The 14,606-nt window shown below is 72.4% G+C and carries 4 protein-coding genes and 1 pseudogene; 3 read left to right on the top strand and 2 right to left on the bottom strand.

Going from position 1 to position 14,606, the window contains the following annotated elements:
- Positions 1-5: 5 nt before the first annotated feature.
- The 3 genes from ACGFNH_RS29460 (at position 6) to ACGFNH_RS29450 (ending at position 2,604) form a co-directional block, all read left to right on the top strand.
- Positions 6-971: an ABC transporter ATP-binding protein gene (locus ACGFNH_RS29460; RefSeq protein WP_393658894.1), complete on the top strand. Its 966-nt coding sequence runs from the start codon at positions 6-8 to the stop codon at positions 969-971.
- 3 nt (positions 972-974) lie between these two features.
- A complete protein-coding gene (locus ACGFNH_RS29455) occupies positions 975-1,733 on the top strand; it encodes an ABC transporter permease (RefSeq protein ID WP_393658892.1) in 759 nt (252 codons plus the stop codon).
- 94 nt (positions 1,734-1,827) lie between these two features.
- The gene (locus ACGFNH_RS29450) at positions 1,828-2,604 is read left to right on the top strand and encodes an FkbM family methyltransferase (RefSeq protein WP_393658890.1); all 777 of its coding nucleotides are present in this window, start codon (positions 1,828-1,830) and stop codon (positions 2,602-2,604) included.
- A 188-nt stretch (positions 2,605-2,792) separates the two neighbouring features.
- Here the strand turns inward: ACGFNH_RS29450 and ACGFNH_RS29445 are convergent, their stop codons facing one another.
- Positions 2,793-3,851 (bottom strand): ketoacyl-ACP synthase III family protein, encoded by a 1,059-nt coding sequence (locus ACGFNH_RS29445; RefSeq protein ID WP_393658888.1) that lies wholly within the window; start codon positions 3,849-3,851, stop codon positions 2,793-2,795.
- A gap of 57 nt (positions 3,852-3,908) precedes the next feature.
- Positions 3,909-14,576: pseudogene (locus tag ACGFNH_RS29440) on the bottom strand (SDR family NAD(P)-dependent oxidoreductase); the annotation flags it as partial.
- Between the last annotated feature and the right edge of the window lie 30 nt (positions 14,577-14,606).

The raw sequence follows: 14,606 nt of genomic DNA, 5'->3' as shown, positions 1-14,606 counted from the left end.
GGCGCATGATCGAGCTTGCGGAAGTGACCAAGCGGTACGGCGAGAAGGTGGCGGTCGACAACCTCACGTTCACGGTCCGTCCCGGTTGTGTCACCGGTTTCCTCGGCCCCAACGGATCGGGCAAATCCACCACCATGCGGATGATGCTCGGTCTCGACCGCCCCACCTCGGGCCGCGCTCTCATCGACGGCAAACCCTACGCCCGGCTCCGCAAACCGCTGCGTCACGTCGGCGCGCTGCTGGACGCCAAGGCGATGCACGGCGGGCGCAGCGCGTACGACAACCTCAGATGTATGGCGCTGACCAACGACATACCGCTGTCGCGGGTCGACGAGGTCCTTCAGGACGTCGGGCTGACCACGGTCGCCAAGAAGCGTCCCAAGGGCTTCTCGCTGGGTATGGGGCAGCGGCTCGGCATCGCCGCGGCGCTGCTGGGAGATCCGAAGATCGTGCTCCTGGACGAGCCGGTCAACGGCCTCGACCCCGAGGGCATCCACTGGGTGCGCATGCTGATGAAACGGCTGGCGGCCCAGGGGCGCACGGTCTTCGTCTCCAGCCATCTGATGAGCGAGATGGCCCTGACCGCCGACCATCTGGTGGTCATCGGACGCGGCAAGCTGCTCGCCGACACCGCCATGCAGGACTTCATCGACAGCAGCTCCCGGTCCGTGGTGCGGATCCGCACACCCGAGCCGGAGAAACTGCGGGACGCGCTCGCCACATCCGGTATCACCCCCACCGAGGACGGGTTCGGCGCGTTCGAGGTGAACGACGTCCCGGTGGAGTGGCTCGGGGAGCTCGCGCTGCATCACCAGATCCTGCTGCACGAGCTGAGCCCGCAGCACGCGTCCCTGGAGGAGGCGTTCATGGCGCTCACCGGTGATGCGGCCGAGTACCGCACCGATCCGACCGCCAAGGCGTCGTCGAACGGCGGGCACGCCTCGCACCGGAACACCGGAAAGGAGCTCTGACCGATGCCCGCAACCCTTCGCTCCGAGTGGGCCAAGCTCTCCTCGGTCCGCTCCACGGGGTGGACCCTGTTCGCCGCGTTCGCCGTCACCGTGGCCTTCGGCACCCTGGTGAGCGCACTGTCCAACGCCAACTACGACGACCTGTCCCGGCAGGACAAGATCACCTTCGACGCGGCGGGCACCAGTTTCACCGGTGGCGTCCTCGGGCAGCTCGCGATGATCGCGTTCGGGGTCATGGTGATCGGCTCCGAGTACAGCACCGGCATGATCCGTAATTCGCTGACCGCGGTGCCCCGGCGCGGTGTCTTCTATCTCAGCAAGGTGACGGTGGCGACCGGTGCCGCTCTGGTCGTCGGCATGATCACCAGCTTTGTGACCTTCTTCGCCGGGCAGGCCGTCCTCGGTTCCCACAGCACGACGCTTGACGCGGACAATGTGCTGCGCGCGACGCTGGGTGCCGGGCTCTACATGACGCTGATGGCCGTGTTCTCGATGGGCGTGGCCACCATGCTGCGCAGTTCCATGCTGTCCATGGGCATTCTCATGCCGCTGTTCTTCCTCGTGACCCAGATTCTGTCCTCGGTACCCGGGGCCAAGAAGGTCGCGCATTACCTTCCCGACCAGGCCGGCAACGCGATGGCACGGGTGGTGGACAAATCCGATGTCCCGTACGGGCCGGGCGGCGGTCTCGCCATCATGCTGCTGTGGGTGGGCGCGGCGTTGATCGGCGGCTATATGGTGCTGCGCAACCGTGACGCCTGAGCGGCGGGCGGCGAGCCGGGGCGCGGAAGTCTAGGAGATTACCGGCATTCCGCGGGACACACTGAGCGGCAATCCACGGCTTCAGGGAGCTTTCATGACCGACATCAGGCCCGTTCAGGTCGCCGAGGGCGTTTCCGTCTTCGTGCCGCAGACGGAGGGCGCACTGTTCTCCGAAGTCGACTTCATCTACAACGAGATCTTCGTCGAGCGCACCTATCTCAAGCATGGAATCCAGCTCTCCGACTCCTCGCGGATCGTGGACGCCGGTGCGAATGTGGGCCTGTTCTCCCTCTTCATGAAGCAGGAATTCCCCAGCGCGAAAATCCTGGCCTTCGAGCCGATTCCGGCGATCCACCAGGCGCTGCTGGAGAATCTGGACAGCCACGGCGCGAAGGATGTCGAGGTGATGCGCTCGGCGCTGGGCAGCAGCCACGAGGACCGGGTCCGCTTCACCTTCTACCCGGCCCTGCCCGGCAATTCGACGCGCTACCCGGAGCAGAAGAAGGTCGGCCAGGAGCTCGCGTTGGAGCAGATCGGCCAGGAGGCCCTGGACCGCATCATGGCCGGGTTCGAGGTGGAGGCCGAGGTCAACCGGCTCTCGGACGTGCTGCCCGGGTGGGCGCCCGAGGGGCCGATCGACCTGCTGAAGATCGACGTGGAGGGCGCCGAACTGGAGGTCATGGAGGGCCTGGACGCCGCGGACTGGCAGCGGGTGCGCCAGGCCGTCGTCGAAGTGCAGGACCTCGACGGCCGCCTGGACGCGGTACGGGACCACCTCGACGCCCAGGGCTTCGCCGTGACGGTGGAGGGTGCGACGAACATGCCGGAGGTCTTCCGCTACTCGATGGTGTACGCCAAGCGCGAGGAGTGATGCTCCGGGGCCGCCCTGACGCCCCGGGCATCACCCCTCGTCGCCCCGGCCGCACCGCATTCATGAAAGGACCCGGCACTCGCCCTCACGGTGCCGGGTCTTCCGCTGCCTCGGGCACCTCACGGCTGCCCCGGAGTCCGACGGCTGCCTCGGGCACCTGACGGCGCGGGCCCGAGGTTCGCCGGCGCTCAGGACACCGGCTCCTCCTGGGCCCACGCCGGCAGATCCAGGATCGTGAGCACGGCCGAGGTGGACACCCACCCCGAGGCCGACGTCGTCATCAGGATGTGGTCGCCCGGGGACAGCATGCCGTTGAGGAGCAGGTGATTGAGGGAGACCGCCATGTCGCAGGCGCCCATGTGGCCGTACTCCTTTCCGAAGTCCCAGGTGGAACGGGACATCGGCAGGCCCAGCGGCTGCATCTTCGTCTGGTCGATCATGCGGGAGTCGCTGTTCGCGGCCACCACCCACCGCAGGTCCGCCGCGTTCAGCCCGGCGTCCACCAGCGACCGGTGCACGACGTTCAGCTCGAAGTCGCACATGATTTCCATGCACTTGTCCAGCGGCATCACGTGCTGGTTGAAGTAGGTGAGCAGTTCCATCGTGCCCGACGCCTTGCGTTCCTCGCCCCGGAAAGGCAGCAACGACTCCTCGCCTCGGTGCCATTGCTCCAGTTCCGGCATGGTCCCGGAGTTCACCGCGCGCAGCGCCGCGAATCCGCCCTTGCCGCTGAGCAGAACGGCCGCGCCGCCATCGCTGGCGGTGAACCCGGTGCCGAACCCCGTCCACCGGTCGATCAGCGGACTGGTGAAGTTCTCCGCCGCGGTCACCAGCGCGGTCTCGGCCCCGGCGGCCCCCGTCAGCTGGCCGATGGCGACTTCGAAGCCGGCCAGCAGGCCGTTGGAGTGCTGGCGCACGTCCGTGCTGGACACCCCGCTCGCCCCCAGCTCGCGCAGCACGTAACCGGGCGCGTAGAAACCCTCGGGACCGTGCTGCACAGCGGTGCAGTGCACGTGGAAGTCGAGGTCGTCGACCTCGCTGCCGGACCGGCGGAACGCCTGCCGGGCGGCGGACACCGCCATGTCCAGCGCGGGCAGGTCGCCCGCGATGTATGCGGCGGTGAGCCCGGTCCCGTACTGGACGGAGAACTCGTCGTAGAGCCCTTCCTCGACCGCCTGCTCGACGCTCACCCAACGGTCCGGGATGTACGCCCCGACCGTGTCGACATAGACACCGTCAGTCTTCATCTGTGTTGCTCTCCTTGGACGTCGGGGAATGGGCGAGGCGTGGTGCGGCCGCGGATGTCATGGGCGCAGGACCTCCTCCTTGAGGTGCGTGGCCAGCCGTTCCGGGGTGTCGACCTCGAACAGCAGGGCGGCGGGGAGCCTCAGTCCTGTGGTCTCGCGCAGCCGGTTGCGCAGGGCGAAGGCGGTGAGCGAGTTGAGGCCGATGTCCCGGAAGGCGCGCGTGGGCTCCACGGCCTCGGGCGACGGATAGTCGAGCACCGCCGCCACGTCCGCGCGCACCAGGTCCATGAGGACGGCGTCGCGTTCGCTCTCGTCGAGACCGGCCAGGCGGCGCCGGAGCGCGCTGAGGGCTCCCGCGGTCCCGCCCTGCCCCACACGGCGCCGGGCCGGTGGTCCGGCCAGGCCGCGCAGGGGCGCAGGAAGGCTCGCGTCGGCGGCCCCGCCGACGAGGGCGCCGGTGTCCGGGCGGAGCAGAACGGCGGTGGGGGCGTCGAGGGCGCACGCGAGGTCGAACAGGTCCAGTCCCGCGGCGCGGGAAAGCCGTCCCACACCCGCGGGTGCGCCGCCCGCCGCGCCGCCCTCGATGTCCCAGGGCCCCCACGTCACCGACATCCCCGGCAAGTCCGCGGCGCGGCGGCGCGATGCGAGGGCGTCGAGGAAGGCACCGAGTGCCCCCTCGCCGCCGCGCCCGGCGACTCCCAGCGTGCCGGCGGCTGACGAGAGGAAGACCAAGGGCAGCGTGGCGGAAGCATTTTGATGTTCCGTCAGTTCGGCAAGGTTCAGGGCTGCCCGCAGCTCCTTCTCCAGAAGCTCCTCCTCCGCTTCCGCACCCTCGACGGGCTCCGGCACCTCCGCCGCGTGCATCACGGCGGTCAGCGGATGGCTGTCCGGAACCGACTCCAGCAGCGCGGCCAGCGCCTCCCGGTCGGCAGGATCACAGTCGGCGACGGTCACTTCGCAGTCCAGCTCGCTCAGTTCCGTCTCCAGCCGGGCGAGACCGTCGCCGTTCCCCGCCGAGGCCAGCAGCAGACGGCGTACGCCTCGCTCGGCCACCAGGTGCCGTACGACCGCGGCACCGGCCGGCCGGGGTGCGCCGGTGACCAGAACCGTGCCCCCGGGATCGAACGGCAGGCCCGTGCCGCCCGCCGCGGCCGGCACGGCGGCGAGCCGCGGTACGTGCACGGCGCCGCCGACGAGGGCCAGTTGCGGCTCGGGCAGGGCGAGAGCACCCGGCAGGGTGCGCCAGGAGGCACGTGTGCCGTCCAGGTCGGCCAGGACCACCCGGCCGGGGTCGACCTGCTGCGCCGAGCGGATCAGGCCCCATACGGCGGCGGCTGCCGGGTCCGGTGCCGCGGTGCCGTCGAGGGCCGCGAGCGAACCCTGTGTGAGGAACACCAGCCGCGCGTCGGCGAACCGCTCGTCGGACAGCCATTCCCCGACCACTTCGCCCATGTGCCGGACCAGTTGGGCGGCAGTGGTGTCCGCGGGATCGGGCACACAGCCGACCAGTACCGCCTCGGGCGCGGCCACGCCGGAGTCCACCGCCTTCTGGAGGCGGCCCAGAGTGTCGTACGCCTCGGTGTAGAGGCCGGCCTTCATCAGGGCCGCACGTGCGCCGAGCGTATCCGCGCCGACGATCACCCAGCGGGGTCGGGCCTTGGGGGACTCGCACGCCGTCCCGGGCCATTGCAGTCGGAAGAGCGGGCCGTGCTGGGCGGTACGGGCGCCGGTGAGCCGTGCGGGGTCGGCGGGGCGGAGCCGGACCGTGCCGATCGAGGCGACGGGCAGGCCCGTGTCGTCGGCCATGTCCACGGCGACCGTGTCGGTACCGGTCCTGGTCAGCCGTACGCGAAGGGCCGACGCACCCTCGGCGTGCAGCGCCACCTGGTGCCATGAGTCGGGCAGCGACAGGGGATCCGTCGGGACGGTGTCCTGCGTGAGGGCGAGGGTCCGCAGGGCGGTGTCCAGCAGAGCCGGGTGCAGACCGTAACGGGCGCCTTCGGGCCGCTGTTCGGCGGTCAGCGCGACCTCGGCGAACAGGTCGTCGCCCTGCCGCCACACGCCCAGGAGGCCTTCGGCGGCCCGCTCGGGCAGGCCACCGAGGTCGACGGGCTCCGCGTCGCCGGGCGGCCAGATCTCCAGGTCGAAGGAGGCCGTTCCCCCGGCGGAGCACAGCACTCCATGGGCATGACGGGTCCAGGGCGTGCTGGGCAGGGCGCCTGCGGGCCGGGAGTGGATCCGCAGGGACCTCTCCCCAGACGCACCCGGTTCACCGACCGTCACCCGCAGCCGGAGCTCGTCCTGCTCGGGCAGGAGCAGCGGGGCCTCCGCGGTCAGTTCGGTGATGCGGTCGCAGCCGACCCGGTCGCCGGCCAGCACGGCGAGTTCGACCAGGACCGAACCGGGCGCCTCGACGGTGCCGGCCATCGCCGGGGCGGCCGCCCACGGCTGGGCGGCGCGGGACAGCCCGCCGGTGAGCAACAGCCCGCCCTGCTCCGGTAGTTCGACGGCCGAATCCAGCAGGGGGTGCCGGTCCTCCGCCGCGCCCACCGGTCCGGCGGCGGGCGACTCCCCGCCGGGGCGCCCGGCGGGGATCATCCAGTAGTGCCGGCGGTGGAAGGCATACGTGGGCAGCGGCACCCGGCGGGCCCCGGTGGGTGCGAGGACGGCGTCCCAGTCGATCGCGACGCCCCGGACGTGCAGGTGCGCGAGGAGGGCCGTCAGGTCGGGTCCGTCCGGGCCGGCGAGCGGCAACAGGTCTGCCTGCCGGTCCTGTTCGGAGCCACTGCCGGGGAGGTCCGCCGCCTCATCCTGCTCTTCGCCGGCGTCGCTCTCCCGTCCGTCGTCGAGCCATTCCGCGCCGAGGACGACCATCGTGCGGTGCCCGCTGTCGAGCAGCGTCCGCAGCGCCTGCCCGTTCCGGTCGGGCGCCTCGGCCAGGTCCGCGGCCCATCGGTCGGGGTCCGTCTCCTCCCCCGCGTCCAGCCAGCCGCCGGCCGCCGTCGAGCAGAAGGGCACCTCGGCGGGGGCGAAGCGGACCGGCGGCGCGCTCATCTCCGCCGTACGACCGTGGTGGACCGCGAGGCGGGCGCCGGTCTCCAGCGACAGCAGCCCGGCGGCGCAGGCCGCGGCGATCTCGCCGTACCCCTGCCCTGTCACCGCCGCGGGCTCGACGCCGTACGCGCGCAGTTGTGCGGCCAGGGCGACGGCCACCGCCCAGCCGAGCGGTCCGGCGATCTCCGGGCGCTGCTGCCAGTCGGGGGCGGTGCGGCCGGCCAGGACGTCCGCGGGGGTCCAGTCGACCTGGCCCTGCAGCGCCCGTCCGCAGGCCGTGAGGGTCTCGGCGAACACCGGGGCGGACTCGGCCAGCGGGGCGGTGCTCGCCGTCCACCCGGCGTCGGCGGACGGGAAGGCGAGGACGACCGGCGGTTCTTCGGAGCCCGGCCGCGCGGTGCCGCTGATGACCGGGGTGTCCGGTTCGGTACCGTCCGCGAGTGCCTTGAGGATGCGCAGTGCACTGTCGTGGTCGGACACTGTCGGCACGGCGCGGTGGTCCAGGGCGGACCGGGTGGTGGCCAGGGACAGGGCCACGTCGTACAGCCGCGTGGCCGGCTCGTCCGCCAGGAAGGCGTGAAGCCGGGCCGCCTGTCCGCGCAGCGCCTCGCGGCTGCGGGCGGACAGCGGCAGCGGGATGCGGCCGGGCAGGGCCGGGGCCCCGGCCCCGATGCGGTCTCCGGCACGGGCGTCGACAGGGGTGTCGGCACCGCCGACGCCTTCTCCGTCCGCTCCGTCTTCTCCGTCCCGGGGCGGTTCTTCGAGGATCACATGGGCGTTGGTGCCGCTGATACCGAAGGAGGAGACGCCGGCCCGGCGCGGGCGGTCACCGCGCGGCCAGGACACGTCCTCGCGCAGCAGCTCCACGGAGCCCGCGGACCAGTCGACGTGCGGGGAGGGCCGGTCCGCATGGGGGGTGCGAGGCAGGACGCCGTACCGCATCGCCATGATCATTTTGATGATGCCGCCCGCGCCGGAAGCCGCCTGGGTATGGCCGATGTTCGCCTTCATCGAGCCGAGCCACAGCGGCCGTTCACGGTTCCGGCCGTATGTGGCGACGAGTGCCTGGGCCTCGATCGGGTCGCCGAGCGGGGTTCCGGTGCCGTGGGCCTCGACGGCGTCCACGTCGGCGGAGGCCAGCCCGGCGGAGGCCAGCACCTGGCGGATCAGCCGCTGTTGAGCGGGGCCGCTGGGGGCGGTCAGTCCGTTGGAGGCACCGTCCTGGTTGATGCCGCTGCCCGCGATCCGGGCGAGGACGGTGTGGCCACGCCGTCGGGCGTCGGAGAGGCGCTCCAGCAGCAACAGGCCCACGCCCTCGGCCCAGTTGGTGCCGTCGGCATCTGCAGAGAACGGCTTGCACCGGCCGTCCGCGGCAAGGGTGCGCTCCCGGCTGAATCCCACGTAGGGGTCCGGCTGCGACATGACCGCCACACCGCCGGCCAGCGCGAGGTCGCACTGACCGGCGCGCAGCTCCTGTGCCGCCAGATGCAGGGCGACCAAGGAGGACGAACACGCGGTGTCCACCGCGACCGAGGGGCCCTCCAGGCCGAAGGCGTACGAGACCCGGCCCGCGGCCACGTTGCCCGCCGTGCCCATCTGCATGCCGGACGCGTAGTCGTGGTAGGTCACACCCGCGAACACGCCGGTACGGCTGCCCTTGAGGGAGGCGGGGGCGATCCCGGCCCGCTCGAACACCTCCCATGCTGTCTCCAGCAGCAGCCTCTGCTGGGGGTCCATGGCCAGCGCCTCGCGGGGCGAGATACCGAACAGCTCGGCATCGAACTCGCCTGAGTCGTACAGGAATCCGGCCTCGCGGACGTACGTGGTGCCGGGACGGTCGGAGTCCTGGTCGTACAGCGCGTCGAGGTCCCAGCCGCGGTCGGTGGGGAAGGGCCCCAGCCCGTCGGCGCCCGCGGCGACCAGCCGCCAGAGCGCTTCGGGGGAATCGGCCCCGCCGGGGAAGCGGCAGCCCATCCCGACGATCACCACCGGGTCGTCGTCGGCCACGACCGCGCCGGAACGGACGAGGGCGTCGTCGCTGTCGCGCTGTTCGCCATCCAGGCCCAGCTCCGTTGCCAAGTGACGGATCAGGGCGCCGGCGGTCGGGTGGTCGTAGACGAGGGTGGCGGGCAGGCGCAGGCCGGTCTCCTGGCCGAGCCGGTTGCGCAGGTTGACCGCGGCGAGCGAGTCGAAGCCCAGCTCCTTGAACGGCTTGTCGGAGCCCACCAGTTCGGCGCTCTCGTAGCCGAGCAGTGCGGCGACCTGCCCGGTGACCAGCTCGGCCACCGCCCGGTGCCGCCGGGCCCGGGGCAGCGAGGCGAGCCGCCGCGCGAACCCGCCCTCCGGACCGGTTCCGGTGCCCGCGCCGCGGCGGACGGTGACCCGCAGCAGTCCCCGCAGCAGGAACGGCAGTTCGCCGGATTCCGCACGGGCCCGCAGGGCGCCCGCGTCGAGCCGCATCGCCAGCAGCAGCCCCCGGTCGGCGGAGGCCCCGGCGTCGAAGAGGGACAGGCCGTGCTCGGCGGAGAGCGGGATCACGCCCTGGGCGGCCATCCGGGCGGTACGGGTGCGGTCCAGGCCGGCCGTCATGCCGCCGAACTGCTCCCACGGCCCCCACGCCAGTGAGGTCATCGGCAGTCCGGTGGCGCGGCGATGCTGGGCGAGGGCATCGAGGAAGGTGTTGGCGGCCGCGTAGTTGGCCTGACCCGGGTTGCCGAGCAGGCCCGCCGCCGAGGAGAACACCACGAAGGCGGAGAGTTCTTGATGTTGCGTCAGTTCGTGCAGGTGCGCGGCGGCGGCCACCTTGGCACCGAAGACGGTGGCCAGGCGCTCCGGGGTGAGGGAGGTGAGCAGGCCGTCGTCGAGGACACCGGCGGTGTGGACGACCGCGACGAGCGGGTGCTCGTCCGGCACTCCGGCGAGGAGGGCGGCCAGGGCGGCGCGGTCGGCGACATCGCATGCCTCGACCGCCACTGCGGCGCCGAGCGCGGTCAGTTCCTCGCGCAGCTCGGCCGCGCCTTCCGCCGTGGGGCCCGAGCGGCTGACCAGCAGCAGGTGTCGGACTCCGTGCTCGGTCACCAGGTGCCGGGCGGCCAGGGCGCCCAGGCCACCGGTGCCGCCGGTGATCAGAACCGTGCCGTCCGGACCGAACGCGGGCGGTGCCTCGTCGGCGGGGTGCGGCGCATCCTGCCCGGCGGGGGGCGGCGCCTCCTCGGAGGCGGGACGAGGTGCGTCTTCGGAGCTGGGGATCGGAGCTTCCTCGGAGGCGGGGCGAGGCGCTTCCTCGGCGGGAGTCCGTGGCGCGCGGACCACCCGGGGCGCGAGCAACGCGTCGCCGCGTACGGCGAGTTGGGGCTCCTCGCTCCGCAGAGCGTCGGCGGGCAGGCGGTCGGCCGTGTCGCGGTCGATGAGCAGGAAGCGGCCGGGGTGCTCCGACTGGGCCGTACGCACCAGCCCCTGAACCGGGGCGTACACGAGGCCGGGCACGGGCTCGCCGGGGGCGGCAGCCACAGCGTGGTGGGTGAGCACCGCCAGCCGGACCGCGTCGAAGCGCTCGTCGGCCAGCCACTCCTGGAGGGTGGCCAGAACGGTCGCGGTGGCGTCCTGGGCCGCTGCGGCGAGGTCCGCGCTGTCGGCGGGGAGGTCGGTGGAGCCGACCGGGAGCAGCACCGTCGCGGGCGGTTCGTCTCCCTCGTCGAGAGCGGCCCGCAGGGCGGCGAGGTCGTGGTGGGCACGGACGGGAACGCCTTGCTGGCCCAAGTCGGCGGCGAGTTCGGCGCCGTCCGTACCCAGCACCGCCCAGCCGCCGCCGTCGCGCCCGGCAGGTACGGGGTCGGCGGTCCGCCCGGCCACCGGGGCCCAGTCCAGTGTGTACAGCCCGTCGACCGGTCCGCCCGCGGCGAGGTCCGCGACGGGGACGGGGGTCAGGTCGAGGGTGTCGATGTCGGCCAGGGGCCGTCCCTCGGTGTCCGTCAGGGTGAACGAGACCCGGTCCGTGCCCGCGCCGCCGACCGTCAGCCGCGCGGTCACCGCCCCGGTCGCATGCACGCTCACCCCGTGCCAGCCGAGCGGCAGCGCGATCCGGCCCGCGTCGGCCTCCGGCGCCGCCGACAGGGCCGCCTGCACTGCGCTGTCGAGCAGCGCGGGGTGCAGGCCGAAGGCTCCGGCGTCCTGGCCGCGCAGCTCGTCCGGGACAGCGAGGTCGGCGAAGAGGTCCGTGCCGCGGCGCCACAGGGCGCGTACGCCACGGAACGCCGGCCCGTAGGAGTGGCCGTGCAGCGACAGCAGGTCGTACAGGCCGTCCACGTCGACCGGTTCGGCCTGCTCGGGCGGCCAAACACCGGCGCCGGGCGCATCCCCGGCGGGCCGGGCGGTCGTGGTCAGGGTGCCCTCGGCGTGGCAGCGCCAGGGCTGGTCGCCCTCGTCGTCGTCCGGCCGGGAGTGGACGGCCACCGTTCGCCGTCCCGTGTCGTCGGCGGCGCCGACCAGGATCTGCATGCGCACCGCGCCGCGCCGGGGAAGCGGCAGCGGTTCGCGCAGGGTCAGCTCTTCCAGGAATGTGCAGCCGGCCTCGTCACCGGCCCGGACGGCCAGCTCGACGAGGACGGACTCGGGCAGCAGAGAGGTGCCCGCCGTCTCACGGTCGGCGAGCCAGGACTGCGACCGGGCGGAGAGCCGGCCGGTGAGCAGGATGCCGCCGGCATCGGCGAGTTCGACGGCGGCGCCGAGCAGAGGGTGCCGGGCGGCGCCGAGGCCCGCGGCACGGATTCCGGCGCCGCCGGACGGCGCGGCGGGCAGCCAGGCGCGGCGCCGCTGGAAGGCGTAGGTCGGCAGCGGCTCCGGCGGCGCGGGCGGGATCACGGAGCCTGCACCGGTGTCGTCCCCGGTCCCCGTCGCGGTCCCGGCCCCGGTGCCGGTGCCGGTGCCGGTGCCGGTGCCGGTGCCGGTGCCGGTGCCGGTGCCGGTGCCGGTGCCAGTCCCGCTGCCGGTGCCGGTGCCGGTGCCGGTGAGGTGTGTCTTCCAGTCGACGGGAGTACCGCGTGTGTACAGGGCAGCGAGAGCGGTCTCGAAGGCTCGTGGCCCGGACTGGTCCTTGTGCTGGGCCGGGACGGCGAGCACGTCGTCCTGCGGCGCCAGGGTCTGCGCCGCCAGCCCGGACAGCGTCCCGTCGGGACCGAGCTCGAGGCAACGTGTGACGCCGAGGCCGGTCAGGGTGCGGACGCCGTCGGCGAAGCGGACGGCGTGCCGCACGTGCCGTACCCAGTAGTCGGGGTCGGCCAGGTCGTCGGGGTCGGCGGGGCGGCCGGTGAGGTCGGAGACGAGGGTCAGGCGCGGCGGGTGGAACTCCAGCGACTCGGCGACACGGCGGAAGTCGCGCAGCATCGGTTCCATCAGCGGTGAATGGAAGGCGTGGCTCACGCGGAGAGCGGTGACCCGGTGGCCCTGCCCCTTCGCCTCTTCCGCGATCTCCTCGATGTCGGCGGCGACCCCCGAGATCACCGTTGCCACGGGCCCGTTGACCGCTGCGATCCCGACCCGGTCGGTACGCCCTTCCAGCAGAGGCACCACCTGGTCCTCGGGCAGCTGGAGGGCGACCATGGCACCGCCCTCGGGCAGCGCCTGCATCAACTGCCCCCGCGCCACCACCAGTTTGCAGGCGTCGGCCATCGACCACACCCCCGCCACATGAGCGGCCGCCAGCTCGCCGACGGAGTGTCCGAGCAGCACGTCGGGGCGTACGCCCCAGGACTCGGCGAGCCGGAACAGGGCGACTTCCAGGGCGAAGAGGGCGGGCTGCGCGTACTCGGTGCGGTTCAGCAGATCGGGGTCCGCGCCGAACACGACCTCTTGCAGGGGCCGTTCGAGGGTGGTGTCGACCTGGGCGCACACCTCGTCGAAAGCGTCCGCGAAGACCTCGTACGTGTCGTACAACTCCCGTCCCATGCCCAGGCGTTGGGATCCCTGCCCGGCGAAGAGGAAGGCGGTGCGGCCGGCCCCGGAGGCGGATCCGGTGATCAGACCGGGCCGCGCGTGGTCGGCGGCCAGGGCGTCCAGACCTCGCAGCAGTTCATCACGGTCGGTGCCGAGCACCACTGCCCGCTCCTCGAACACGGACCGGGTGGTGAGCAGTGCCGCGGCGGTGCGCGCCGGTTCCGTCTCGGGGCGGGGCCGTACGAAGTCGGCGAGCCGCCGGGCCTGGTCGCGCAGGGCACCGGGGGTACGGCCGGTGACCACCCACGGCACCGCCGCGGACGGCAGACGCAGCTCCGGCGGAACGGGGGCGGGTGTGCCGGGCTCAGGGTCCGGCTCGTCGGGGGCCTGCTCCAGGACTACGTGGGCGTTGGTGCCGGAGACGCCGAACGCCGACACGCCCGCCTGCCGCGGGCGGCCCTCCGCCCGCGGCCAGTCGGTGTTCTCGTGGACCAACCGGATGTCGCCTGCTGTCCAGTCGACGCGGGAGGTGGGTTCGTCGGCGTGGAGGGTGCGGGGCAGCGTCCCGTGGTGCAGGGCGAGCACCATCTTGATGACTCCGGCGACACCGGCCGCGGCCTGGGTGTGACCGATGTTGGACTTCACCGAACCCAGCCACAAAGGCCGTTCACGATTCTGACCGTAGGTCGCGATCAGCGCCTGCGCCTCGATCGGATCACCCAACGACGTCCCCGTACCATGCGCCTCCACCGCATCCACATCAGCAGGCTTCAACCCCGCCGACGACAACGCCGCACGAATCACCCGCTGCTGCGACGGACCATTCGGCGCCGTCAAACCATTACTCGCACCGTCCTGATTGACCGCACTCCCCCGCACCACCGCCAACACCCGATGCCCAAGCCGCTGAGCGTCAGAGAGCCGCTCGACGACCAGGACACCGACACCCTCACCCCACCCCGTACCGTCCGCACCCTCCCCGAACGCCTTGCACCGACCATCCGCCGCCAACCCCCGCTGACGCGAAAACTCCACGAACGCACCCGGCGTCGACATCACCGTCACACCACCGGCCAACGCCAGATCACACTCACCACTACGCAACGCCTGCACCGCAAGATGCAGCGCCACCAGAGACGACGAACACGCCGTGTCCACCGTCACCGCCGGACCCTCCAGCCCCAGCACATACGACACCCGACCCGACAACACCGACGCGGTGATCCCGGTCGTGAGCTGGCCGTCGGACTCCTCCGGCCGGTTGAGCATCAGGGCCAAATAGTCCTGGCCGTTGGTGCCCGCGAACACGCCGGTACGGCTGCCGCGCAGCGACCCCGGTTCGATGCCCGACCGCTCCAGCGCCTCCCAGGAGGTCTCCAGCAGCAGCCGCTGCTGGGGGTCCATGGTCGTGGCTTCGCGGGGTGATATGTCGAAGAACGTGGAGTCGAACAGGGGCGCGTCGTAGAGGAAGGCTCCCTGGCGGGCGTACGTGGTCCCGGTGCCGCCCGCCGGGTCGAAGACGCCGTCGAGGTCCCAGCCCCGGTCGGCGGGGAAGTCGGCGACGGTGTCACGCCCCTCGGCGAGCAGCCGCCAGAACTCCTCGGGCGTGTCGGCTCCTCCGGGGAAGCGGCAGCCGATGCCGACGATCGCGACGGGCTCCTGACGGCTCGTCTCGGCATCATGAAGACGCTTGCGGGTCTGGCGAAGGTCCGCCGTCACCCTTTTCAGGTATTCCCGCAGCTTCTCTTCATTGCTCGCCATCGTGCCCTA

The organism is Streptomyces sp. NPDC048639, assembly GCF_043199075.1.
Lineage (GTDB): Bacteria > Actinomycetota > Actinomycetes > Streptomycetales > Streptomycetaceae > Streptomyces.
The sequence above is the reverse complement of the archived record's forward strand: the minus strand, read 5'-3'. Positions and strand labels throughout refer to the sequence as shown.